Consider the following 22,176-nt stretch of genomic DNA (forward strand, 5'->3'; position numbering starts at 1 on the left):
GGGCCGGACCCCAACCGGGGCCCGGCCCTTCGGCATGCGGTCAGTCAGTCGGTGGCGAGGACGGCAAGGATCTGCTCGCCGTACTTGGCGAGTTTGTTCTCGCCGACCCCGCTGACCCGGGACAGCTCAGCGAGGGTGCACGGCGCGTCGCTGGCGATCTGTCGCAGCGTCGCGTCGTGGAAGATCACGTACGCCGGGACGCCCTGCTCCTTGGCCGTGGCCGCCCGCCAGCCGCGCAGCCGCTCGAAGACCGGCGCGGCGGCCGGGGTCAGTTCGGCGACGACGGTGGCCGAGCCGCGTGGCTTCGACGAGCGGCTCGATGCCGGCCTCTCCGGCTCGCGGCGCATCGTGACGGTACGGCGGCGGCCCAGTACGTCGGCGCTCGCGTCGGTCAGGGCGAGGGTGCCGTAGTCGCCCTCGACGGCGAGCAGCCCCTCGGCGAGCAGTTGTCGGACCACGCCTCGCCATTCGGCCTCGCTCAGCTCCGAGCCGATACCGAAGACGGTCAGCTTGTCGTGACCGTACTGGCTGATCTTGTCGGTCTGCTTGCCGAGCAGGATGTCGATGCAGTGCCCGGCGCCGAACCGCTGGTTGCGTTCGCGGTCGAGCCGGAAGACGGTGGAGAGCAGCTTCTGGGCGGCGACCGTGCCGTCCCAGGACTCCGGCGGGGTGAGGCAGGTGTCGCAGTTGCCGCAGGCGGTCGCGGTTGTCTCGCCGAAGTATTCGAGCAGTTGGACCCGGCGGCAGCGCACCGTCTCGCACAGGGCGAGCATCGCGTCCAGGTGGGCGGCGAGGTTGCGCCGATGCGCGAGGTCACCGTCGGACGTTTCGATCATCTTGCGCTGCTGGACCACGTCCTGCAGCCCGTACGCCAGCCAGGCCGTGGACGGCAGGCCGTCACGGCCGGCACGGCCGGTCTCCTGGTAGTAGCCCTCGACCGACTTGGGCAGGTCGAGGTGGGCGACGAACCGGACGTCGGGCTTGTCGATGCCCATGCCGAAGGCGATGGTGGCGACCATGACGAGGCCGTCCTCGCGCAGGAAGCGCTGCTGGTTGGCCGCGCGGGTGGCCGCGTCCAGGCCAGCGTGGTACGGCAGGGCGGCGACCCCGTTGGCGACGAGGAACTCGGCGGTCTTGTCCACCGAGGCGCGGGACAGGCAGTAAACGATCCCGGCGTCGCCGGGGTGCTCGTCGCGCAGCAGGGCCAGTAGTTGCTTGCGCGGCTCCCGCTTGGGCACGATCCGGTACTGGATGTTGGGCCGGTCGAAGCTGGCCACGAAGTGCCGGGCGTCGTCGAGCTTGAGCCGGGTGGCGATCTCGGTGCGGGTGGCGCTCGTCGCGGTGGCGGTCAGCGCGATCCGGGGGACCTGCGGCCAGCGCTCGTGCAGCATCGACAGCGCGAGGTAGTCGGGGCGGAAGTCGTGCCCCCACTGGGACACGCAGTGCGCCTCGTCGATCGCGAACAGGGAGATGCGCCCCCGGTCCAGCAGGGCGAGGGTGGAGCGGACGCCGAGCGCCTCCGGGGCCAGGTAGAGCAGGTCCAACTCGCCGGCGACGAAGGCGGCCTCGACCCGGCGTCGGGCGTCGAGGCTCTGGGTCGAGTTGAGGAAGCCGGCGCGGACGCCGACCGCGGTGAGCGCGTCCACCTGGTCCTGCATGAGCGCGATCAGGGGCGACACGACGACCGCGACGCCGTCGCGGACGAGGGCCGGGATCTGGTAACACAGCGACTTGCCGCCACCGGTGGGCATCAGCACCAGCGCGTCGCCGCCGGCGACCACGTGGTCGATCACGTCCTGCTGGAAACCGCGGAAGGCGTCGTACCCGAACACCCGGCGCAGCACCGGCAGCGCGTCCTCGGTACGCAGGTCGGTGGGGGAGGCCATCCGCGGAGTCTACGAGCCCACCCCGACACCGCACGTCCGGCGCACCCGGTGTCGGGCACGCCGGACGAGGGTGTGGTCAGCTCGACCGGTTCGCCAGGCCGCGCGGCGGCGCCTTCATTCCGACGACGATGTCGACGATCTCGATGTAGCGGGCCTTGCCGCCCATCCGGAACGCCGTGGCCGCCGCGTTGATCTCCTCCAGGGTGTCCGCCTCGACCATGGTGACCTGGTCGTACTTGCCGTTCACGCCGGTACAGACGACGTGGGTGAGTTGTTTGGCGAAGCGGCCCAGGTCCCGGGCGTGCTCGGCGGAGACCTCGTGGATGCCCTCCCGGCCGAGGGCGAAGTACTCCGGGCTGATTCGCATGAAGAGGAAGCCGACGTATTTGTTCTTGTCCGCCAGGTCGTGCATCACACCCTCCCAGATGTCGGTTTGACCTGCGACGATCACGATGAGCGTATTGACGGTTACTGATCGTCATCAAGGGTCGTTGCTGTCGGGAGGGCGACCGACGGCCGCCGGTGGCCGTGTGATGCGCGACGGGTGCCGGGCCTCGGCCGGGCGGCGGGATAGAGTCGCTGATTGACCAATCGCGGCCGATGGCGGCCGCGGCGCCACGGCTTGGGGGTACGGGTGAGCGAGGCGCGCACAGCCGCGGACCGGATCGACGCACCGGTCGGCGCCGACGGGCAGCCCACGGCCGAGTCGGAGACCACGCTGGTGGTGGTCACGGGGCTCTCCGGCGGCGGCCGCAGCACCGTCGCCCGCGCCCTGGAGAACGTCGGCTACTACGTGGTGGACAACCTGCCGCAGGCGCTGATGCTCGACATGGCCGAGTTGGCGTTCAAGGCCGGGGGAGCGGCCCGGCGTACGGCGATGGTGCTCGACGTCCGCTCGCGGGCCTTCTCCACCGACCTGGCCGGTGCGATCCGTGAACTCAAGGAACGTGGATTCTCGCCCCGGGTGGTGTTCGTCGACGCCGACGACGAGGTGCTGATCCGGCGGTTCGAGAGCGTGCGCCGGTCGCACCCGTTGCAGGGTGACGGGCGGCTGGCCGACGGCATCGCCGTGGAGCGTGGCCTGCTGGAGGAGGCCCGCGACCAGGCCGACGTGATCATCGACACCAGCCACCTGAACGTCAACCAGCTCCGACGGCGCATCGAGGAGTTGTTCGGCGGCGAGGACGCCCGCCGGCTGCGGGTCACCGTGCTGTCGTTCGGCTTCAAGTACGGCCTGCCGCCGGACGCCGACTTCGTGCTGGACGCCCGGTTCCTGCCCAACCCGTACTGGGTGCCGGAGCTGCGGGAGCACACCGGTCGGGAGGAGGCGGTCAGCGCGTACGTGCTGGGTCAGGAGGGCGCGGACGCGTTCGTCGCCTCGTACGCCGACCTGGTCAACGCCACCACCACCGGGTTCGAGCGGGAGGGCAAGCGGTACCTGACCGTCGCCGTGGGCTGCACCGGTGGCAAGCACCGCAGCGTGGCCATCGCCGAGGAGCTGGCCGGGCGGCTGCGCCAGTCCGGGCTGGCGGCCAACGCGCAGCACCGCGACCTGGGGCGGGAATGACGGCGCGCCGGGTGGTGGCGTTCGGCGGCGGGCACGGGCTGTCCGCGTCGCTGCGCGCGCTGCGCCACTGCGCCCCCGAACTCGACCTGGACATCACCGCGGTGGTCACGGTCGGCGACGACGGCGGTTCCAGTGGCCGGCTGCGCGCCGAGCGCGGTGGTCTGCCGCCGGGCGACCTGCGGCAGGCCCTGGTCGCGCTGGCCGGTGACCATCCGGCCACCCGGCGCAGCGCCGGCCTCTTCCAGCACCGCTTCGCGGCCGTGCCGCTCGGCGTACCCCGGGACGACGCGACCGACCCGGCGGCGGCCGACGGCAGTGACCGGCCCGGCGCCGGCCCGGGCGGCACCGACGCAACGCCGGCCGGCACCAACGGGCCGCCAGCCGGCACCGACGCAACGCCGGCCGGCACCGACGGGCTGGCCGGGCACGCGGTGGGCAACCTGGTGCTCTGCGGCCTCATGGAGCTGCTCGGTGACCCGGTGGCGGCGCTGGAGCACGCCGGCGCGATGCTCGGCGCGGTCGGCCGGGTGCTGCCGATGTCCCGCCAGCCGGTCGGTATCGAGGCCCGGGTGCGCGGGGTCGACCCGGCCGCGCCGGACGAGGTGCGTACCGTCCGCGGCCAGCACCAGGTGGCGGTCACGACCGGGCACGTCGAGTCGCTGCGGCTCACCCCGGCCGCCCCGGCGGCCTGCGCCGAGGCGCTCGCCGCGATCGGCTCGGCGGACTGGTTGATCTTCGGGCCGGGGAGTTGGTACACCAGCGTGCTGCCGCATCTGCTGGTGCCGCAGCTGGCCGACGCGATCGTGTCCAGCCCGGCCCGGCGGCTGGTCACGCTGAACCTCGCCGCGGAGAAGGAGACCCTCGGGCTCTCCGTCGCCGATCATCTCGCGGCGCTGCGCTGGTACCTTCCCGAGCTCAAGGTGGATCTCGTGCTGGCCGACGCCAAGGCGGTGGGTGACCCCGAACCGGTCGAACGTGCGGCAGAATCGCTGGGTGCCCGCCTGGTCCTCGCCCCCGTCGCCGTCCTCGACGGCACTCCCCGCCATGATCCGGCTGCCCTGGGCGCCGCGCTGGTGCCTGTCCTGGGCGCCGATCGTTAGACACGTACGTAATCTCCGGCGACACGCCGGAACCGGTCCGTGAGGGGACGCACAATGGCGATGACGGCTGCGGTCAAGGACGAGCTGAGTCGGGTCGACGTGCCCAAGCCCTGCTGTCGGCGGGCGGAGATGGCTGCGCTGCTGCGCTTCGCCGGTGGGCTGCACATCGTCTCCGGCCGCGTGGTGGTGGAGGCTGAACTGGACACCGGCGCGGTGGCCCGGCGGCTTCGGCGGGAGATTGCCGAGGTCTACGGCTATCCCAGCGAGATCCACGTGCTGGCCTCCGGTGGGCTGCGCAAGGGCAGCCACTTCATCGTCCGGGTGGTCAAGGACGGCGAGGCCCTCGCCCGGCAGACCGGCCTGCTGGACGTGCGTGGCCGCCCCGTGCGCGGGCTGCCCCCGCACGTCGTGGCGGCGAACGTCTGCTGCGCGGTGTCCGCGTGGCGCGGCGCGTTCATGGCGCACGGTTCGCTCACCGAGCCCGGCCGCTCCAGCGCCCTGGAGATCACCTGCCCGGGGCCGGAGTCGGCGCTCGCGCTGGTCGGCGCGGCCCGCCGGATCGGCATCACCGCGAAGAACCGTGAGGTACGCGGGGTCGACCGGGTCGTGGTCAAGGACGGCGACGCCATCGCCGCGCTGCTCACCCGCATCGGCGCGCACTCCAGCGTGCTGGCGTGGGAGGAACGGCGGGTCCGCCGCGAGGTGCGGGCCACCGCCAACCGGCTGGCCAACTTCGACGACGCGAACCTGCGCCGCTCGGCGCGTGCCGCGGTGGCCGCCGCCGCCCGGGTGACCCGTGCGCTGGAGATCCTGGCCGACGAGGCACCCAACCACCTGACCGACGCCGGTCGACTGCGCCTGGAGCACCGACAGGCGTCGCTGGAGGAGTTGGGAGCGCTCGCGGAGCCGCCGCTGACCAAGGACGCCATCGCCGGGCGGATCCGCCGGCTGCTCGCGCTGGCCGACAAGCGGGCCCGGGACCTGGGCATCCCGGATACCGAAGCAGCCGTCACGCCCGACATGCTCGTGGTCTGATAGGACGGTGGGGCCGCACGGTGCGCCCGGGAGCACGACCCGGCGCAGCGTGGTCTCGCACGCTCGGATAAGGTCGCTGCGTACGGCAAGGGGGCCGACACCGGCACTTCTCGTCGTGCCCACCGCCTCGGGCGGTCAGGTCCTCAGACCGCGCGGCGGGGTGGCCGAGATGAACCGTCGACGGCCGGCTCCAACGGTCGGCGCACACCATTCCCGCCGGCCCGTTGTCATGAAGCCGGCGGACCAGAACGCGAGGAGATGGGACCTGTGACCATCCGGGTTGGCATCAACGGCTTCGGCCGGATCGGCCGTAACTTCTTCCGGGCAGTGCTGGCGTCCGACGCCGACATCGAGGTCGTGGCGGTGAACGACCTGACCGACAACGCCACGCTCGCCCACCTGCTCAAGTACGACAGCATCCTGGGTCGCCTGCCGTACGAGGTGAAGGCCACCGCCGACGAGATCACCGTCGGCGGCAAGACCATCAAGGCGTACGCGGAGAAGGACCCGGCGGCGCTGCCGTGGGGCGAGGTCGGCGCCGACGTCGTCATCGAGTCGACCGGCTTCTTCACCGACGCCACCAAGGCCAAGGCGCACGTCGACGGCGGCGCCAAGAAGGTCATCATCTCCGCTCCGGCGAAGAACGAGGACGTCACGGTCGTCATGGGTGTCAACCACGACACCTACGACCCGGCGAAGCACACCATCATCTCCAACGCCTCGTGCACCACCAACTGCCTCGCGCCGATGGCGAAGGTTCTGCACGACACGTTCGGCATCCAGCACGGTCTGATGACGACGATCCACGCGTACACCCAGGACCAGAACCTGCAGGACGCCCCGCACAAGGACCTCCGCCGGGCCCGGGCCGCCGCGCTGAACATCGTGCCGACCTCGACCGGTGCGGCCAAGGCCATCGGCCTGGTGCTGCCGGACCTGAAGGGCAAGCTCGACGGGTACGCCCTGCGGGTGCCGATCCCGACCGGCTCGGTCACCGACCTCACCGTCAACGTGGGCCGCGAGACCACCGTGGACGAGGTCAACGCCGCGCTGAAGGCCGCCGCGGACGGCCCGCTCAAGGGCATCCTGGTCTACAACGAGGACCCGATCGTCTCCACCGACATCGTCACCGACCCGGCGTCGTGCATCTTCGACGCGCCGCTGACCAAGGTCGTCGGCAACCAGGTCAAGGTCGTCGGCTGGTACGACAACGAGTGGGGTTACTCCAACCGTCTCGTCGACCTCGTCAAGCTGGTCGGTTCGTCGCTGTGAGCATCCGTACCCTCGACGACCTGCTCGCCGAGGGGGTGTCGGGTCGGCGCGTGCTGGTGCGCGCCGACCTGAACGTCCCGCTCGACAAGCAGACCGGTGCCATCACCGACGACGGGCGCATCCGTGCGGTGCTGCCGACCCTCGGCGCGCTTGTCGAGGCCGGCGCGAAGGTGGTCGTCTGCTCGCACCTGGGCCGCCCGAAGGGCGCTCCGGACCCGCAGTTCAGCCTGGGCCCGGTCGCCGGGCGGCTCGGTGAGCTGCTCGGCGCGCCGGTGCACTTCGCCACCGACACCGTTGGTGATTCCGCCCGCTCCACCGTCGCCGGCCTGGCCGACGGCCAGGTCGCCCTCCTGGAGAACCTGCGTTTCAACGCCGGTGAGACCAGCAAGGACGAGGCCGAGCGGGGTGCCTTCGCCGACCAGCTCGCCGCGTTCGGCGACGCGTACGTCGACGACGCGTTCGGCGCCGTGCACCGCAAGCACGCCAGCGTGTACGACGTTCCGGCCCGGCTGCCGCACGTGGCGGGTCGGCTGGTGCTGCGCGAGGTCGAGGTGCTCTCCAAGCTCACCGGCAGCCCCGAGCGGCCGTACGTGGTGGTGCTCGGTGGTTCCAAGGTCTCCGACAAGCTGGCCGTGATCGAGGCGCTGCTGCCCACGGTCGACCGGCTGCTCATCGGTGGCGGGATGTGCTTCACCTTCCTCAAGGCCCAGGGCCTGGAGGTGGGCACGTCGCTGCTGGAGAAGGACATGGTGGAGACCTGCCGTAACCTGCTGGAGCGGGCCGACGGCAAGATCCTGCTCCCGGTCGACGTGGTGGTCGCGGACGCGTTCGCCCCGGACGCCGCGCACGACACGGTCCGCGTCGACGGCATCCCGAGTCACCGGCTGGGTCTGGACATCGGCCCGGAGACGGTGGCCGGCTTCGCCGCCGCGCTGTCCCAGGCGAAGACCATCTTCTGGAACGGGCCGATGGGCGTGTTCGAGATGGCCGCGTTCGCGGCCGGCACCCGGGGCATCGCCGAGGCGATCACCAAGGCCGACGCGTTCAGCGTCGTCGGTGGCGGCGACTCCGCAGCGGCGGTCCGTGCGCTGGGGCTGGACGAGTCGTCCTTCGGGCACATCTCCACAGGTGGTGGCGCCTCCCTGGAATACCTCGAGGGCAAGACCCTCCCCGGCATCGCGGCCCTGGAGAACTGAATGGCGAGCACCACCCGCCGGCCGTTGATGGCCGGCAACTGGAAGATGAACCTCAACCACCTCGAGGCCAACCTGCTGGTGCAGAAGCTGGCCGCGAGCCTCACCGAGAAGCAGCTCACCGAGGTCGAGACGGTCGTGCTGCCGCCCTTCACCGACCTGCGGACGGTGCAGACCGCGGTGGACGGCGACAAGCTGCTGATCGGCTACGGCGGGCAGGACCTGTCCCCGCACGCCTCGGGCGCGTACACCGGTGACATCTCCGGTGCGATGCTGGCCAAGCTCGGCTGCACGTACGTCGTGGTCGGGCACTCCGAGCGGCGGGCCTACCACCACGAGGACGACGGCGTGGTCAACGCCAAGGTGAAGGCGGCGCTGACGCACGGCCTGACCCCGATCCTCTGCGTGGGGGAGGGGCTGGACGTACGCGAGCAGGGCACCCATGTGGCGCACTGTGCCGACCAGCTCGACGGTGGCCTCGCCGGGCTCACCGCCGAGCAGGTGCGGCAGGTCGTGATCGCGTACGAGCCGGTCTGGGCGATCGGCACCGGCAAGACCGCGACGCCGGAGGACGCCCAGGAGGTCTGCGGTGCGATCCGCCAGCGGTTGGCGGAGCGTTTCGACCAGGAGACCGCCGATGCGGTCCGGGTCCTCTACGGTGGGTCGGTCAAGGCGTCCAACGTCGCCTCGATCATGGCCCAGCCGGACGTGGACGGGGGCCTCGTGGGGGGCGCCAGCCTGGACGCGGAGGAATTCGCGCAGATCTGCCGGTTCCCCGAGCACATCGCCCGCTGATCGCTCGCTATCCTTGACACCGCCCGTCCACCGGCCGGTGCCACCGTGCCCGACCTGTCCGGGCGAGGATCGCTACGAGAGGACTGCCCCCAGCCATGCCGATCTGGTTCGCGTACACGTTGATCGTGTTGCTGGTCATCACGAGCGTTCTGCTCACGCTGCTCATCCTGCTGCACCGCGGTAAGGGCGGCGGGTTGTCGAGCATGTTCGGCGGTGGTGTCAGCTCCAGCCTCGCCGGCTCCTCGGTGGCGGAGAAGAACCTGGATCGTTACACCGTTCTGGTGGGCGTCGTCTGGTTCGCCGCCATCGTCGGTCTCGGGCTCTGGCTCCGCCTCCAGATGAACAGCGGCGCCTGAGCAGGCCCGTCAAGTCGTACAATCTGCGCGCGGTCCGTCACTCGACGGGCCGCGCGCAGGCTTTTCCCCGCTGCACCGCGTCGCCCGCCGCCCACCCACGAAGACGGCGGGTCCCCTCCGACGACAGGAGCAAGCAGCCGTGCCGAGTGGCAACGTTATCCGCGGCGCCCGGGTCGGGTCGGCACCCGTCCGCCCGGACGAGCGGCACCAACCCGCACCCCGTCAGGACGTCACCTACTGGTGTCGCAACGACCATCGGATCAACATCCGTATCGCCGCGGACGTCGCGGCGCCGCCACTGTGGGACTGCCCCCGCTGCGGGCTGCCCGCCGGGCAGGATGAACACAACCCGCCCGGCCGGGTCCGCGCCGAACCGTACAAGAGCCATCTGGCCTACGTGAAGGAGCGGCGCACCGCCGAAGAGGGGGAGGCGCTGCTGAACGAGGCGTTGGCCGCGCTACGCCGCCGCAGGGGCGAGTAGCGCGGGGACGTGGTCCGCCCTAGCGCAGGCTGCGCAGACGGGCGGGCACGTCGGCCGCCGCGGCCCGGTCCAACAGCCAGCGGGTACGGTCCACGCCGTGCACCCCGGCCGCCGGCACCTGCACCGGCCCGGCACCGGCCAGCGCCATGCCCACCGCCCGGGACTTGTCCGCGCCGCCGGCGACCAACCAGACCTCCTCGGCGGTGTTGATCGCCGCGAGGGTGAGGGTCGTGCGCACCGGCGGGGGCTTCGGGCTGCCCCGCACCGCGCTGACCGGCCGGGTGTCGTAGTGCACCGGGTGCCCCGGGAACACCGACGCGACGTGCCCGTCCTCCCCGACGCCCAGCATCAGCACGTCGAAGTGCGGCAGCGCGGCGTGCCCCGGCCGTGCGGAACGCGCCAACTCCTCGGCGTACGCGGCGGCGGCCGCCTCGGGGTCGTTGCCGGCCGGGCCGTCGGAGGCCGGCATCGGGTGTACCCGGGCCGGGTCCAGCGGCACGACGTCCAGCAGGGCGGCCCGCGCCTGGGTCTCGTTGCGCTCCGGGTCGCCGGCGGGCAGGAAGCGCTCGTCGCCCCACCACACGTCGACGCGGGACCAGTCCACCGCGTCACGGGCCGGCAGCGTCGCCACCGCCCGGTACACGGCCGCGGCGATCCGGCCACCGGTGAGCACCACCGAGGCCTCACCCCGGTCCGCCTGCGCGTCGAGCAGCTTCACCAGCAGCCGGGCCGCCACGGCCTGCGCCAGCAGGTCGGCGTCGGCGTGGACGGCGACACTCGCCTCACTCATGGGTTGTGCCTTCCCGACCGCTGAGCGGTCGCTGTCGCGTGCCGGGCGGTACGCCCGGAGGTGGTGGGCGGGGCAGGTGCCCCGAGGGTGCCGGGGCAGGGCCCGGGATCGCCCCGGCCCTGCCCCGACGTCGTGCCCCGAATCGGGCTCAGCTCGCGCCGCTCGTACCGGAGTGCGCGGTGACCCCGGCCTCGGCGCGGCGCGCGGTGGCCGGATCCTTCCAGACGTGCACCCGCTGCGGGGGACGCTGCTCCAGGCCGCGCAGCCCAACGGTCGCGCCCAGCGCCTCCGCGTACACCTGGTCGGCGTCGAGACGGCGCAGCTCCTCGGCCAGCTCGTCACCGAGCGGTCGACGGACCAGCGGCAGGGTCCGGTCGTCCTGACCGGTACGCCGGAACACCGCGAGGCTGTCCTCGCGGGTCAACGTCAGCTGGTCGCCGTTGGCGCAGGTCAACTGCACCTCCCGCATCCGGGGGAACTCGTTGGTGTCCACCCGTCGCGGGGTGATGCCGAGCCGGCTGGCCAGCCAGCCGACCATCAGCGTCGCCGTCGGGTCGCTGGGCGGCGCGACGACGGTCGCCTCGGTGACCTTCGCCTCGGTGGTGTCGAACGCCCCCGCGACGAGGGTCCGCCACGGGGTGATCCGGGTCCACGCCAGGTCGGTGTCACCCGGGGCGTAGTCCCGGGCCCGCTGCCGCAGCGCCTCCACCGGGTCGGCGGCCTGCGCCGAGTCGGTGATCCTCCGGTCGGCGACCACACCGAGGAAGTCGGTGGCGATCTCCGCCGGCGGTTCGCCGTGCCACCAGGTGACCACCGGCACGTCCGGAACGAGCAGCGGCATCACCACCGACTCGGCGTGCAGCGCCAGTCGCCCGTACATCCGGGTGACGACCGCCTCGCACGGACCGAGCCGGCCACCGACCACGATCTCCGCGTCCAGCCGGTTGCGTTCCCGTTCGATGTCGGAGCGGACCACCACCACCAGCCGGCACGGGTGGGCGGCGGCGGCGATGGTCGCCGCCGCCTCGGCCTCGCGGACCCGCCGCTCGTCCACCACCACGATGAGGGTGAGCGCCATGCCGCTGGCCACCCCACCGGCGCTGCGCCGCTCGGCGGCGAGCGCCTTGACCACCTCGTTGCCGGTGGTGTCCCACAGCCCGATCATGCTCTTCTCCAAGCGCGACCCTCGCGGGCCAGCATCTCGTCGGCCGCGCGCGGCCCCCACTCGCCGGCGCGGTACGGCTCGGGTGTGGTGCCCTCCCAGGCGTGCTCCAGCGGGTCGATCACCTGCCAGCTCTGCTCGACCTCGGACGCGTCGGGGAACAGCGTGCGGTCACCGATCAGCACGTCCAGCACCAGACGCTCGTACGCCTCCGGGCTGGACTCGGTGAACGCCTCGCCGTACTGGAAGTCCATCGCGATGTCGCGGACCTCCATCGTGGTGCCCGGCACCTTCGAGCCGAACTTGAGCACCACGCCCTCGTCCGGCTGCACCCGGATGACCAGCTGGTTGTTGCCCAACGACTCCATGTCGGCGTCGTTGAACGGCAGGTGCGGCGCCTTCTTGAACATGATGGCGACCTCGGTGACCCGCCGGGGCAGCCGCTTGCCGGCCCGGATGTAGAACGGCACCTCGGCCCAGCGGCGGTTCTGGATGCCCAGCCGCACCGCCACGTACGTCTCCGTGGTGGAGTCGGCGGGCACGTCCCGCTCTTCCAGGTAGCCGACCGCGCGTTCACCGCCCACCCAGCCGGGCAGGTACTGGCCGCGGACGGTGTCGCGGGCCACGTCCTTCGGCAGGGTGATGGCCTTGAGCACCTTCAGCTTCTCGGCCCGGATCTCGTCGGCGTCGAAGCTGGTCGGCTCCTCCATCGCCACCAGGGCGAGGAGCTGGAGGAGGTGGTTCTGCAGGACGTCGCGGGCCGTGCCGACGGTGTCGTAGAAGCCGGCGCGGGTGCCGATGCCGACGTCCTCGGCCATGGTGATCTGCACCGAGTCGACGTACTTGGAGTTCCACAGCGGCTCGAACAGGTTGTTGGCGAACCGCAGGGCCAGGATGTTCTGGACCGTCTCCTTGCCCAGGTAGTGGTCGATGCGGAAGACGTCCTCCCGCGTGAACACGTCGTCGACGAGGTCGTTGAGCGCCTTCGCCGAGGGCAGGTCGTTGCCGAACGGCTTCTCCACCACGACCCGGCGCCAACCGCCGGACTTCTCGTTGTCGGCCATCCCGGTGCGGGCCAGCTGCTTGAGCACGACGGGGAACGCGGCCGGGGGGATGGAGAAGTAGAACGCCGCGTTGCCGGGGATGCCGTGGGTCTGGCGAAGGTCGTCCAGCGTCGAGGCGAGCTGGTCGAAGGCGGCGTCGTCGTCGAACGAGCCGCCGACGAACTTGATGTTGCCGGCCAGGCGCGCCCACACCTCGTCCCGCCACGGGGTACGCGCGTGCTTGCGGGCCGCCTCGCAGGCCAGTGTCTCGAAGTCGCCGTCACCCCAGTCGCGGCGCGCGAAACCGAGCACCACGAAACCGGGTGGCAGCAGCCCCCGGTTGGCCAGGTCGTAGACCGCGGGGAGCAGCTTCTTGCGGGCCAGGTCCCCGGTCACCCCGAAGATCACCAGAGCGCAGGGCTCCGGGATCCGGGGCAACCGGCGGTCCTGCGGGTCGCGTAGCGGGTTCGTCGAGCCACCGTCGGTTCGCGACTGCGGGGCTCGCAACCCCGGCTCACTCCTCGCGCTCACCGAGCCACCGTCGGTTCGCGACTGCGGGGCTCGCAACCCCGGCTCACTCCTCGCGCTCACGGTGCCCCCTCGCTTCCGCTTCTGTCACATCGTCCATCCTCACGCCCGCAGCTCACCGGCCGCGTCGAGCAGTTGGGCGACGCCGGCGGCCCGGTCGGTCAGGTGCAGTCGCAGCACCGGCCGCTCACGACCCGCCAGGGCCTGCCGGTCGCCGGCGGCCTGCGCCGCCTGCAACTCACCGAAGGTGTACGGCTTGCCCGGCACGTCCAGGTCCTCGGCGACCGCGCCGGTCACCTGCAGGTAGCTGCCGACCTGCGGGCCGCCCTTGTGGTACTGGCCGGTCGAGTGCAGGAACCGCGGCCCCCAACCGTAGGTGACCGGCCGTCCGGCCGCCTCGGCCAGCAGCGGCCGCAGCCGGGCCGCGTCGGCGTCGGCGAACCGGTCGAGGTACGCCATGACCGCCAGGTAGCCGTCGTCGCCCAGCCCGTCGAGCAGCCACCGCAGCACGCCGGCCAGGTCACCCGGGGCGCCCTGCGGCGCGTACACCTCGATCGCGCCCTCGGTGAACGACGGCGTCTCCGCCGGCAGACCCGAGGCGAGGATCTTGTTGGTGTTCTCCTTGGACTCGGTGACGTTCGGCTGGTTGAACGGGTCGATGCCGAGCACCACGCCGGCCACCGCGGTCGCGTACTCCCAGGCGAGGAACTGCGCGCCGAGCGGGCCGTTGACCGCCACGTCCGGGTCGGTGCCGCCGCCCGGCACGTCGCCGGGGGCCAGCGCGCCGCCGTAGGTGACGGTCAGCACGTCGGAACCGGTCGCGCCGGGGCTCTGCGGGGACTCCACCACCACCGGCAGGATGCCCACGCCGGCCTTGCCGGTCGACTCGGCGATCAGCTGCTCGGCCCAGTCGCCGAGCCCGTCGATGCCGGTGCCGTCGGAGATCAGCGCGACCTTGTCCCGGGCCAGCGTGGCGGCGGCGCCCAGCGCGGCGCCCAGCGCCAGCGCCGGATTGTCCCGGTCCTCGCCGAGTGACGCGGCCAGCGCGTCGGCCTGGTCGATCAGCTCACCGACGTTGACGCCGGCCAGCGCCGACGGCACCAGCCCGAACGCGGTCAGCGCCGAGTACCGGCCGCCGACGTTCGGGTCGGCGAGCACGGTGAACGCGCCCATCTCGGTCGCGGTGGCCTCCAGCGGCGAGCCCGGGTCGGTGACGATGACGAAGTGCCGGCCGGCCTCCGCCTCGGTCATGCCGGCGTCCAGGAACGCCTGCCAGTAGGCGCGTCGGTGGCTGTCGGTCTCCACCGTCGAGCCGGACTTGCTGGCCACCACCACGACGGTGCGCTCCAGCCGGTCACCCAGGGCCGCGCGGACCTGCCCGGGGTCGGTGGTGTCCAGCACGGTCAGCGGCCGGCCCAGGGTCCGGGTGATCACCTCGGGGGCGAGCGACGAGCCGCCCATGCCGGCGAGGACCACGTGGTCCAGGTCGGCCAGCTCCGCGGTCAGCTCGGCGAGCTGCACCAGCAGCTCCCGGCTGCGCCGGTGGGTGTCCACCCAGCCGAGCCGGATCTTCGCCTCGGCCTCGGCGTCCGGACCCCACAGGCTCGGGTCCTTGGCGGCCAGCTTGCCCGGGACGCCGGCCTTGACCAGCGCGTCCCGGGTGGAGGCCGGCGCGGACTTGTCGACCGCGTCCGCGCCGTAGACGGCGAGCCCGGCAGCGGCCTCGGCCGGCTGCGCGAGTAGATCGCTCATGCGTTACCACCGGCCTTCTCGGCGGCCTTCGCGTTGCCCTTGGCCGCCTTGTTCGGCGAGCCCTTGCCGCTGGCCGCCGCCTCCAACGACTTACGGACGCCCTCGAGCAGCTCCTGCCAGCTGGCCTCGAACTTCTCCACACCCTCGCGCTCCAGGGTGGCGATCACGTCGTCCATGTCCACCCCGACCGACTCCAGGTCCGCGAAGACCTTGCGGGCCGCGTCGTACGCGCCGGTGATGGTGTCGCCGCGGGTCTCGCCGTGATCGGCGTACGCGTGGATGACCGACTCCGGCATGGTGTTGACCGTGCCGGGGGCGATCAGCTCCTCGACGTAGATGACGTCGCGGTAGTCCGGGTTCTTCGTCGAGGTCGACGCCCACAGCGGCCGCTGCGGGTGCGCGCCGGCGGCGGCGAGTGCCTTCCAGCGGTCCGAGGAGAACACCTCGGTGTAGCGCTCGTACGCCAGCTGGGCGTTGGCGATGGCGGCCTTGCCCTTCAGCGACTTGGCCTGCTCGGACCCGATCTTCTCGAGCCGCTTGTCGACCTCCGAGTCGACGCGGGAGACGAAGAACGACGCCACCGAGCCGATCTTCGACAGGTCGTGACCGTTGGCCTTGGCCTGCTCCAGGCCGGCGATGAACGCCTCCATCACGGCCGAGTAGCGGTCCAGACCGAAGATCAGCGTCACGTTGACGCTGATCCCCTCGGCGAGGGTGTCGGTGATCGCCGACAGGCCCTCCTCGGTGGCCGGGATCTTGATGAAGAGGTTGGGGCGGTCGACCAGCCACCACAGGGCCTTGGCCTCGGCCACGGTCTTGTCGCTGTCGTGTGCCACCCGCGGGTCCACCTCGATGGAGACCCGACCGTCGACGCCCTCGCTGCCGTCGTACGACGGGCGCATCACGTCGCAGGCCCACCGCACGTCGTACGTGGTGAGCATCCGTACGGCCTCTTCCACGTCCACGCCACGGGTGGCGAGGTCGTGCAGCTGCCAGTTGTACTCGTCGGCGTCGCTGAGCGCCTTCGCGAAGATCGTCGGGTTGGTGGTGACCCCGGCCACGTGCTTCTCGCGGCGGAGCTGGTCCAGCCCACCGGAGCTCAAACGCACCCGGGAAAGATCGTCGAGCCAGACCGCCACACCCGCGGCGGTGAGCTCATTCAACTTGTCGGTCATGCCGTCCACGCTCCCTCAGTTTCCGGTCGTGAAACCGGTGATGTCGCCCACCCGGGCCAGCGAGGCATGCGCCGCCGCCACGATCCGGTCTCCGGTGAACCCGAACTGCTCGAAGAGCACGGTGTGCGGGGCGCTCGCTCCGTAGTGCTCCAGGCTGACGCTCTCGCCGAGATCACCGACGATTCCGCGCCACGACATCGCGATGCCCGCCTCCACGCTCACCCGTGCCTTTACCCCGCGCGGGAGCACCGACTCCCGGTACGCCTCGTCCTGCTCGTAGAACCACTCCTGGCAGGGCATCGAGACCACCCGGGTCGGGGTGCCGTCGGCCTCCAGCCGCTCCCGGGCGGTCAGGCAGAGCTGCACCTCGGAACCGGTGCCGACGATGATCACCTGAGGCTTGCCGTTGGACGCCTCGGCCAGCACGTAGCCACCCTTCGCCACACCGGCCGCGTCGCCCAGGACCTCCCGGTCCAGCGTCGGCAGCGGCTGGCGGCTCAGCGCCATCGCGGTCGGCCGGTCGGTGTGCTCCAGCGCCAGCCGCCACGCCCAGGCGGTCTCGTTGGCGTCCGCCGGGCGGACCACGTCCAGGCCCGGGATGGCGCGCAGCGCGGTCAGGTGCTCCACCGGCTGGTGGGTCGGGCCGTCCTCGCCCAGGCCGATCGAGTCGTGCGTCCAGACGTACGTCACCGGCAGCTTCATCAGCGCGGCCAGCCGCACCGACGGACGCATGTAGTCGCTGAACACCAGGAACGTGCCGCCGTACGGGCGGGTGCCGCCGTGCAGCGCGATGCCGTTGAGGATCGCGCCCATGGCGTGCTCACGGATGCCGAAGTGCAGCGTGCGGCCGTACTCGTGGCCGGGGAAGTCCTTGGTGGCGTGCGCGGCCGGGATGAACGACGGCTCGCCCTTCATGGTGGTGTTGTTGCTCTCGGCCAGGTCGGCCGAGCCGCCCCACAGCTCCGGCAGCACCGGCGCGAGCGCCTCCAGCACCTTGCCGGAAGCCGCCCGGGTGGCGACGCCCTTGGCGTCGGTGGGGAAGACCGGGATCGCCTCGGTCCAGCCGTCCGGCAGCACCCGGCCGGCGATCCGCTCGTAGAGCGCGGTGCGCTCCGGGTTGGCCTTCTTCCAGGCGTCGAACGAGGTGGTCCACGCCTGCTCGGCGTCGGCGCCACGGCTCATCACCGTGCGGGCGTGGCCGAGCACCTCCTCGTCGACCTGGAAGGTCTGCTCCGGGTCGAAGTCGAGGATCCGCTTGGTGGCCTTCACCTCGTCGGCGCCGAGCGCCGAGCCGTGGATCTTGCCGGTGTTCTTCTTGTTGGGCGCGGGCCAGCCGATGATGGTGCGCAGCGCGATGAAGGAGGGGCGCCCGGTCTCCGCCTTGGCGGCCAGCAGCGCGCGGTGCAGCGCCTCGACGTCCTCGTGGTAGTCGCCCTGGTCGGCGTCGCCGCTGCGCCAGTCGACGGTCTGCACGTGCCAGCCGTACGCCTCGTAGCGGGCCGCCACGTCCTCGCTCTTGGCGATGCGGGTGTCGTCCTCGATCGAGATCTCGTTGTCGTCGTAGATCACCGTGAGGTTGCCCAGCTGCTGGTGCCCGGCGAGGGCGCTGGCCTCGTGGCTGATGCCCTCCTCGATGTCACCGTCGGAGACGATGCACCAGATGTTGTGGTCGAAGACCGACGCGCCCGGCTCGGCCTCCGGGTCGAACAGGCCACGCTCGCGGCGGGCCGCCATGGCCATGCCGACCGCGTTACCCAGGCCCTGCCCGAGCGGGCCGGTGGTGGTTTCCACGCCCGGGGTGTGCCCGTGCTCGGGGTGACCCGGCGTGAGCGAACCCCACTGCCGCAACGACTTCAGGTCGGACAGGCTCAGCGGGTAGCCGGACAGGAACAGCTGGATGTAGAGGGTCAGGCTGGAGTGCCCGGCGGAGAGCACGAACCGGTCCCGACCGGGCCAGTTCGGGTCGGCCGGGTTGTGCCGCATGACCCGGTTGAACAGGAGGTAGGCCGCGGGCGCCAGGCTCATCGCGGTGCCCGGGTGGCCGTTGCCGGATTTTTCCACGGCATCCATGGCCAGGACGCGGACGGTGTCGACAGCCCGGCGATCGAGGTCGGACCAGTTGAGTTCGGAGTGCTCGGGTCGGTTGGCAGCCACGATGGTTGTGCTCCTTGGCAGATGGGCGGAACCCTCACTGGTGACCCTATCGAGCGGGCCTAAACGTCCGCCCACGGATCTGTGCATGGTGTGCGGTACGTGACGTTGCCGTGCGTGGTTCAACCCGGTGGTGTGACGGCCCGCACCGTTGTCGGGTCGGCCGGGCAGCCAAAACGACAACGCGTAGTGTGTGGGTCGGTGTGCGGCCCCCGAGCGGGCTGGACCGACCGATCTCCCCGTGCCGATGCCGGAAGGTGGCAATCCGTGAGCATGATCACCGAGCGCCCCGCGAGCAACCCCGCCGGGCAGCCCCCGGCGCGGGCGGCCGAGGGTCCGGTGGCGCGGCGGGACGTGCGCGCGATCGTGTCGGCGTACGTGGCCCTGACCAAGCCGCGCATCGTGGAACTGCTACTGGTCACCACCGTGCCGGCGATGATGCTCGCCGAGGGTGGCCTGCCGTCGCTGTGGCTGATGGCCGTGGTGCTCATCGGTGGCTCGCTCGCCGCGGGAGCGGCCAGCGTGATCAACTGCTACATCGACCGGGACATCGACCAGTTGATGCGGCGTACCAAGCGGCGACCGCTGCCGGCGCACACCGTGTCGCCGCGTAACGCCCTGGTCTTCGGTCTGGTGCTGGCGGCCGTCTCGATCGTCCTGATGGCGGCGTTCACCAACCTGCTCGCCGCCGGGCTGACCCTCGCCGCGATCCTCTACTACGACGTCGTCTACACGCTGTGGCTCAAGCGCTCCACCCCGACGAACACCTTCTGGGGTGGCGCCTGCGGTGCCGCTCCGGTGCTCATCGGCTGGGCGGCGGTGACCGGCACGCTGGCGCCGGCCGCGTGGGGGCTGTTCGCGGTGGTCTTCTTCTGGCAGATGCCGCACTTCTACCCGCTCGCCATGAAGTACAAGGACGACTACGCCCGGGCCGGGATCCCGATGCTGCCCGTGGTGGCCTCCACCCGTCGGGTGAACGCCGAGATCCTGATCTTCGCCTGGCTCACCGTGCTGACCTCCCTGGCGGTCTGGCCGCTGGGGCTCAGCGCGATCTACGGCGTGCCGACGCTGGTGGTGGGCGCCGTCTTCCTGGTCGAGGCGCACCGGCTCTGCGCTCGCGCGACGCGCGGCGAGGCGGTCAAGCCGATGCGGCTGTTCCACTGGTCGACCACGTACCTCACGATCGTCTTCGTGGCCGTCGCGCTCGACGCGCTGCTCTGACCTGGGGTTCGACCTACCTGGCCACGCTGGTGGCAATCCTTGACTAATCAGTGTCACGGATGAGTTGTCCCGGTTTAACGTCACATCAGAGTAACTTTCGGCATGAGTCGGATCGACTCAACCTGCGGCAACTGAGGGCCGTTTTGTCAGGGTGCTTTGAGCCCATAAGTCCGTCTAAAACCGGACAGCAGATCTGTACTCTTCCTTAAACCTGTAGGTAATTGGCATCACAAAAGCTTCATGGTTCTCGCCCGGACGAGTGGAACTCTGCTTAGGCTTCGCGTCATGGCAGATGGTTCCGATACGACGCTGACGGCCGAGCAGACCGTCGGCGAGCAGGCGCCCCACGGCCTGGTCGCCGGCCTCAAGGCGTTCGCCGCCGGACACGGCGGAGCGAAGGCGGTCATCGAGTACGTCGGCAAGCGTGGCGCGCGGATCGTCCTGGTGGGTTCCGACGGTGAGTGGGGCGACCAGTTCGCCGACGACACCGTCACCGCCCGGGAGGCGTGCGCCAAGGCGGGAGTCACCGTCGAGAACGCCTGGGAGCGTGAACTGATGGACCAGATGCGTCCGAGCAACGACCTCTGGCGGTCGATGGCCCGGCGCACGATGGCCCGCTGAGATAGACAGCTGAATTGACCGACCACCACCAGTCGACCCGGGGGAAACCCCGGGTCGCTCTCGTCACCTGCAGCAGACTGACCGACCTCGACCCGGACGACCGGCTGGTCCTCGCACCGCTCGCCGCCCGGGACGTCACCGTCGAGGCCGCCGTCTGGGACGACCCCGACGTCGACTGGTCCTCCTACGACCTGATCGTGCTCCGCTCACCATGGGATTACGCGCTGCGCCGCGACGAGTTCGTCACCTGGGCCGCGTCCGTCCCGGCGCTGGTCAACCCGGCCGACGTGGTGCGCTGGAACACCGACAAGCGCTACCTCGCCGAGCTGAGCGCCGCGGGAGTGCCCACCGTGCCGACCTCCTGGGTCGAGCCGGGGGAGAGTTGGCAGCCACCCGCCGACACCGGCGAGTACGTGATCAAGCCGGCGGTCAGCGCGGGCAGCCAGGACACCGGCCGGTACGACCTGGCCGACCCGGAGCACCGCGACCTGGCCGTGGCACACGTACGCCGGCTGTCCACCGCCGGCCGGACGACCATGGTCCAGCCGTACCTGAGTGCCGTCGACACCGAGGGCGAGACGGCACTGCTCTACCTGGCCGGTCCGGCCGGGCTCGCGTACAGCCACGCCATCCGCAAGGGCCCGATGCTGACCGGCCCGGACCACGGCCCGGACGGGCTCTACAAGGCGGAGGAGATCACCGCCCGTACCGCCCGCCCCGACCAGCTGGCGGTCGCCGAACGGACGCTCGCCACCGTGCCCGGCGGGACGCGGCAGCTGCTCTACGCCCGGGTCGACCTGATCCCCGGCCCGGACGGCGACCCCATCCTGGTCGAGCTGGAGCTGACCGAGCCGTCGCTGTTCCTCGGGTACGCCGACGGCGCCCCCGACCGCCTCGCCACCGCGATCACCACCCACCTGGCCCTGCGCGCCTGAGCCGCGTTCCCGGGCGGTCACGCGAGGCGCTGTGGTCACGATCCGCGCAACACCGGGGAAAGTGCTGTCTCCGGTGCGTCGGAGGCAGCAACATCCGCGACGGTGCGCGGATCGTGGCGCGGGGCCGTCAGGCGCTGACGGGGACGGCTTCGACGTCGGCCGCGGCGGTCTGGGGCGTCGGGGTGCTCGGGCGGCGTTCGCGGGTGGACCACTGGACGGAGAGAGTGGCCAGCAGCACCAGGCAGGAGCCGAGCATGTGCGCGCCGACCAGGATCGCCGGCACGTGGGTGACGTACTGCACGAAGCCGATGACGCCCTGACCCAGCTCCACCGCGAGCAGGACGATCGCGGCCCGGGTGGCCCGGGACGCGCCGACCGCGCGGAACGCGAAGATCAACGCCACCGAGAGGCCGATCAGCAGGAAGACGCCGTCGGCGTGCACCTGGGAGATCGACTCCGGGTCCAGCCCGTTGCGGGCCGCGCCGTGGTCGCCGGCGTGCGGGCCGCTGCCGGTGACCCAGGTGCCGATGACCAGTACCGCGGCGGCGACGCCGGTGGTGACGCGGGTCAGCGCGCGCAGGGGGGCGGGCACCACGGCCACCGTCGGGCCGTCCGGGTCGCCGATCCGCCGCCAGAGGGCGTACGCGGCGGCGAGCACCGCCATCGAGGCGAGGAAGTGCAGCCCCACCACCCACGGGTTGAGGTTGGTGAGCACGGTGATGCCACCGATCACCGCCTGGGCGGGGATGCCGAGGAAGACCGCGATGGCGAGGGCCAGCAGCCCGGGCCGGCGGGGCCGGTGGGCCAGTACGGCCAGCACGGTGGCCAGCGCGATGAGCCCCACCGCGAAGGTCAGCATCCGGTTGCTGAACTCGATCACCCCGTACACGCCCATCTCGGGTGTTGTGACGTACGACTCGTCGGTGCACCGGGGCCAGGTGGGGCAGCCGAGGCCCGAGGCGGTCAACCGGACGGCCCCGCCGGTGACGACGATGCCCACGTTCGCGATGATCGAGGCGAGGGCGAGGCGGCGCAGCAGGGTGCCGGAGACCGGACGGACGATTCGGTTCACGGCGCAAATCCTACGCACCGTAGTGATCGAGGTTCGTCCGA

The 22,176-nt window shown here is 71.5% G+C and carries 20 protein-coding genes; 11 read left to right on the plus strand and 9 right to left on the minus strand.

Annotation, left to right across the window (positions count from 1 at the left end; genetic code table 11):
- Positions 1 to 44 precede the first annotated feature (44 nt).
- The gene (recQ, locus tag O7620_RS03935) at positions 45 to 1,886 is read right to left on the minus strand and encodes a DNA helicase RecQ (RefSeq protein WP_278121892.1); all 1,842 of its coding nucleotides are present in this window, start codon (positions 1,884 to 1,886) and stop codon (positions 45 to 47) included.
- 76 nt (positions 1,887 to 1,962) lie between these two features.
- On the minus strand, positions 1,963 to 2,337 hold the full coding sequence (locus O7620_RS03940; RefSeq protein WP_278121893.1) for a hypothetical protein: 375 nt from the start codon (positions 2,335 to 2,337) through the stop codon (positions 1,963 to 1,965).
- A gap of 213 nt (positions 2,338 to 2,550) precedes the next feature.
- Here O7620_RS03940 and rapZ point away from each other — a divergent pair, with 213 nt between their 5' ends.
- The 8 genes from rapZ (at position 2,551) to O7620_RS03980 (ending at position 9,685) form a co-directional block, all read left to right on the plus strand.
- Positions 2,551 to 3,453: an RNase adapter RapZ gene (rapZ, locus tag O7620_RS03945; RefSeq protein WP_278126853.1), complete on the plus strand. Its 903-nt coding sequence runs from the start codon at positions 2,551 to 2,553 to the stop codon at positions 3,451 to 3,453.
- Positions 3,450 to 4,553 carry a 2-phospho-L-lactate transferase CofD family protein gene (locus O7620_RS03950; protein ID WP_278121894.1) on the plus strand — a complete coding sequence of 368 codons (1,104 nt, stop codon included), beginning with the start codon at positions 3,450 to 3,452 and terminating at the stop codon, positions 4,551 to 4,553. The genes rapZ and O7620_RS03950 overlap by 4 nt, the downstream gene beginning before the upstream one ends.
- Positions 4,554 to 4,607: 54 nt before the next feature.
- The gene (whiA, locus tag O7620_RS03955) at positions 4,608 to 5,588 is read left to right on the plus strand and encodes a DNA-binding protein WhiA (RefSeq protein ID WP_074312802.1); all 981 of its coding nucleotides are present in this window, start codon (positions 4,608 to 4,610) and stop codon (positions 5,586 to 5,588) included.
- Between the two features lie 267 nt (positions 5,589 to 5,855).
- The gene (gene gap / locus O7620_RS03960) at positions 5,856 to 6,860 is read left to right on the plus strand and encodes a type I glyceraldehyde-3-phosphate dehydrogenase (protein ID WP_278121895.1); all 1,005 of its coding nucleotides are present in this window, start codon (positions 5,856 to 5,858) and stop codon (positions 6,858 to 6,860) included.
- Positions 6,857 to 8,056: a phosphoglycerate kinase gene (locus O7620_RS03965; RefSeq protein WP_278121896.1), complete on the plus strand. Its 1,200-nt coding sequence runs from the start codon at positions 6,857 to 6,859 to the stop codon at positions 8,054 to 8,056. The genes gap and O7620_RS03965 overlap by 4 nt, the downstream gene beginning before the upstream one ends.
- Entirely contained in the window at positions 8,057 to 8,848 is a 792-nt protein-coding gene (tpiA, locus tag O7620_RS03970) for a triose-phosphate isomerase (protein WP_151489641.1), read from the plus strand. It abuts the gene before it with no gap.
- A 95-nt stretch (positions 8,849 to 8,943) separates the two neighbouring features.
- Entirely contained in the window at positions 8,944 to 9,204 is a 261-nt protein-coding gene (gene secG, locus O7620_RS03975; RefSeq protein WP_109819549.1) for a preprotein translocase subunit SecG, read from the plus strand.
- Between the two features lie 139 nt (positions 9,205 to 9,343).
- Positions 9,344 to 9,685, plus strand: a complete 342-nt coding sequence (locus O7620_RS03980) for an RNA polymerase-binding protein RbpA (protein WP_278121897.1) — start codon at positions 9,344 to 9,346, stop codon at positions 9,683 to 9,685.
- A 19-nt stretch (positions 9,686 to 9,704) separates the two neighbouring features.
- On the opposite strand, the gene pgl is transcribed toward O7620_RS03980, so the two are convergent.
- From pgl to tkt, 6 genes are all read right to left on the minus strand, one after another.
- Positions 9,705 to 10,475: a 6-phosphogluconolactonase gene (gene pgl / locus O7620_RS03985; protein ID WP_278121898.1), complete on the minus strand. Its 771-nt coding sequence runs from the start codon at positions 10,473 to 10,475 to the stop codon at positions 9,705 to 9,707.
- A gap of 148 nt (positions 10,476 to 10,623) precedes the next feature.
- Positions 10,624 to 11,640 carry a glucose-6-phosphate dehydrogenase assembly protein OpcA gene (locus tag O7620_RS03990; RefSeq protein ID WP_278121899.1) on the minus strand — a complete coding sequence of 339 codons (1,017 nt, stop codon included), beginning with the start codon at positions 11,638 to 11,640 and terminating at the stop codon, positions 10,624 to 10,626.
- On the minus strand, positions 11,637 to 13,187 hold the full coding sequence (gene zwf / locus O7620_RS03995) for a glucose-6-phosphate dehydrogenase (protein WP_151489660.1): 1,551 nt from the start codon (positions 13,185 to 13,187) through the stop codon (positions 11,637 to 11,639). The genes O7620_RS03990 and zwf overlap by 4 nt, the downstream gene beginning before the upstream one ends.
- 123 nt (positions 13,188 to 13,310) lie before the next feature.
- Positions 13,311 to 14,960, minus strand: a complete 1,650-nt coding sequence (locus O7620_RS04000) for a glucose-6-phosphate isomerase (RefSeq protein ID WP_278121900.1) — start codon at positions 14,958 to 14,960, stop codon at positions 13,311 to 13,313.
- Entirely contained in the window at positions 14,957 to 16,135 is a 1,179-nt protein-coding gene (gene tal, locus O7620_RS04005; RefSeq protein ID WP_278121901.1) for a transaldolase, read from the minus strand. Before tal ends, O7620_RS04000 begins: the two co-directional genes overlap by 4 nt.
- Before the next feature lie 15 nt (positions 16,136 to 16,150).
- A complete protein-coding gene (tkt, locus tag O7620_RS04010) occupies positions 16,151 to 18,289 on the minus strand; it encodes a transketolase (protein WP_278121902.1) in 2,139 nt (712 codons plus the stop codon).
- A gap of 264 nt (positions 18,290 to 18,553) precedes the next feature.
- On the opposite strand from tkt, the gene O7620_RS04015 reads away from it, so the two are divergent.
- From O7620_RS04015 to O7620_RS04025, 3 genes are all read left to right on the plus strand, one after another.
- Positions 18,554 to 19,507, plus strand: a complete 954-nt coding sequence (locus tag O7620_RS04015; protein ID WP_151489648.1) for a heme o synthase — start codon at positions 18,554 to 18,556, stop codon at positions 19,505 to 19,507.
- Between the two features lie 285 nt (positions 19,508 to 19,792).
- Positions 19,793 to 20,128, plus strand: a complete 336-nt coding sequence (locus O7620_RS04020; protein ID WP_151489649.1) for a hypothetical protein — start codon at positions 19,793 to 19,795, stop codon at positions 20,126 to 20,128.
- 14 nt (positions 20,129 to 20,142) lie between these two features.
- The gene (locus O7620_RS04025) at positions 20,143 to 21,063 is read left to right on the plus strand and encodes a hypothetical protein (RefSeq protein ID WP_278121903.1); all 921 of its coding nucleotides are present in this window, start codon (positions 20,143 to 20,145) and stop codon (positions 21,061 to 21,063) included.
- Positions 21,064 to 21,190: 127 nt separating this feature from the next.
- Here the strand turns inward: O7620_RS04025 and O7620_RS04030 are convergent, their stop codons facing one another.
- Complete coding sequence (locus tag O7620_RS04030) at positions 21,191 to 22,153, minus strand: COX15/CtaA family protein (protein ID WP_192580245.1); 963 nt, start codon at positions 22,151 to 22,153, stop codon at positions 21,191 to 21,193.
- Positions 22,154 to 22,176 lie beyond the last annotated feature (23 nt).

This window comes from Micromonospora sp. WMMD710 (genome assembly GCF_029626045.1).
Taxonomy (GTDB): domain Bacteria; phylum Actinomycetota; class Actinomycetes; order Mycobacteriales; family Micromonosporaceae; genus Micromonospora.

Bases quoted from the DNA above. Each gene is read 5' to 3' on its own strand.
- recQ (WP_278121892.1), bottom strand. From the start codon at position 1,886: ATGGCCTCCCCCACCGACCTGCGTACCGAGGACGCGCTGCCGGTGCTG.
- O7620_RS03950 (WP_278121894.1), top strand. From the start codon at position 3,450: ATGACGGCGCGCCGGGTGGTGGCGTTCGGCGGCGGGCACGGGCTGTCC.
- whiA (WP_074312802.1), top strand. From the start codon at position 4,608: ATGGCGATGACGGCTGCGGTCAAGGACGAGCTGAGTCGGGTCGACGTG.
- tpiA (WP_151489641.1), top strand. From the start codon at position 8,057: ATGGCGAGCACCACCCGCCGGCCGTTGATGGCCGGCAACTGGAAGATG.
- secG (WP_109819549.1), top strand. From the start codon at position 8,944: ATGCCGATCTGGTTCGCGTACACGTTGATCGTGTTGCTGGTCATCACG.
- pgl (WP_278121898.1), bottom strand. From the start codon at position 10,475: ATGAGTGAGGCGAGTGTCGCCGTCCACGCCGACGCCGACCTGCTGGCG.
- O7620_RS03990 (WP_278121899.1), bottom strand. From the start codon at position 11,640: ATGATCGGGCTGTGGGACACCACCGGCAACGAGGTGGTCAAGGCGCTC.
- O7620_RS04000 (WP_278121900.1), bottom strand. From the start codon at position 14,960: ATGAGCGATCTACTCGCGCAGCCGGCCGAGGCCGCTGCCGGGCTCGCC.
- tal (WP_278121901.1), bottom strand. From the start codon at position 16,135: ATGACCGACAAGTTGAATGAGCTCACCGCCGCGGGTGTGGCGGTCTGG.
- O7620_RS04020 (WP_151489649.1), top strand. From the start codon at position 19,793: ATGGCAGATGGTTCCGATACGACGCTGACGGCCGAGCAGACCGTCGGC.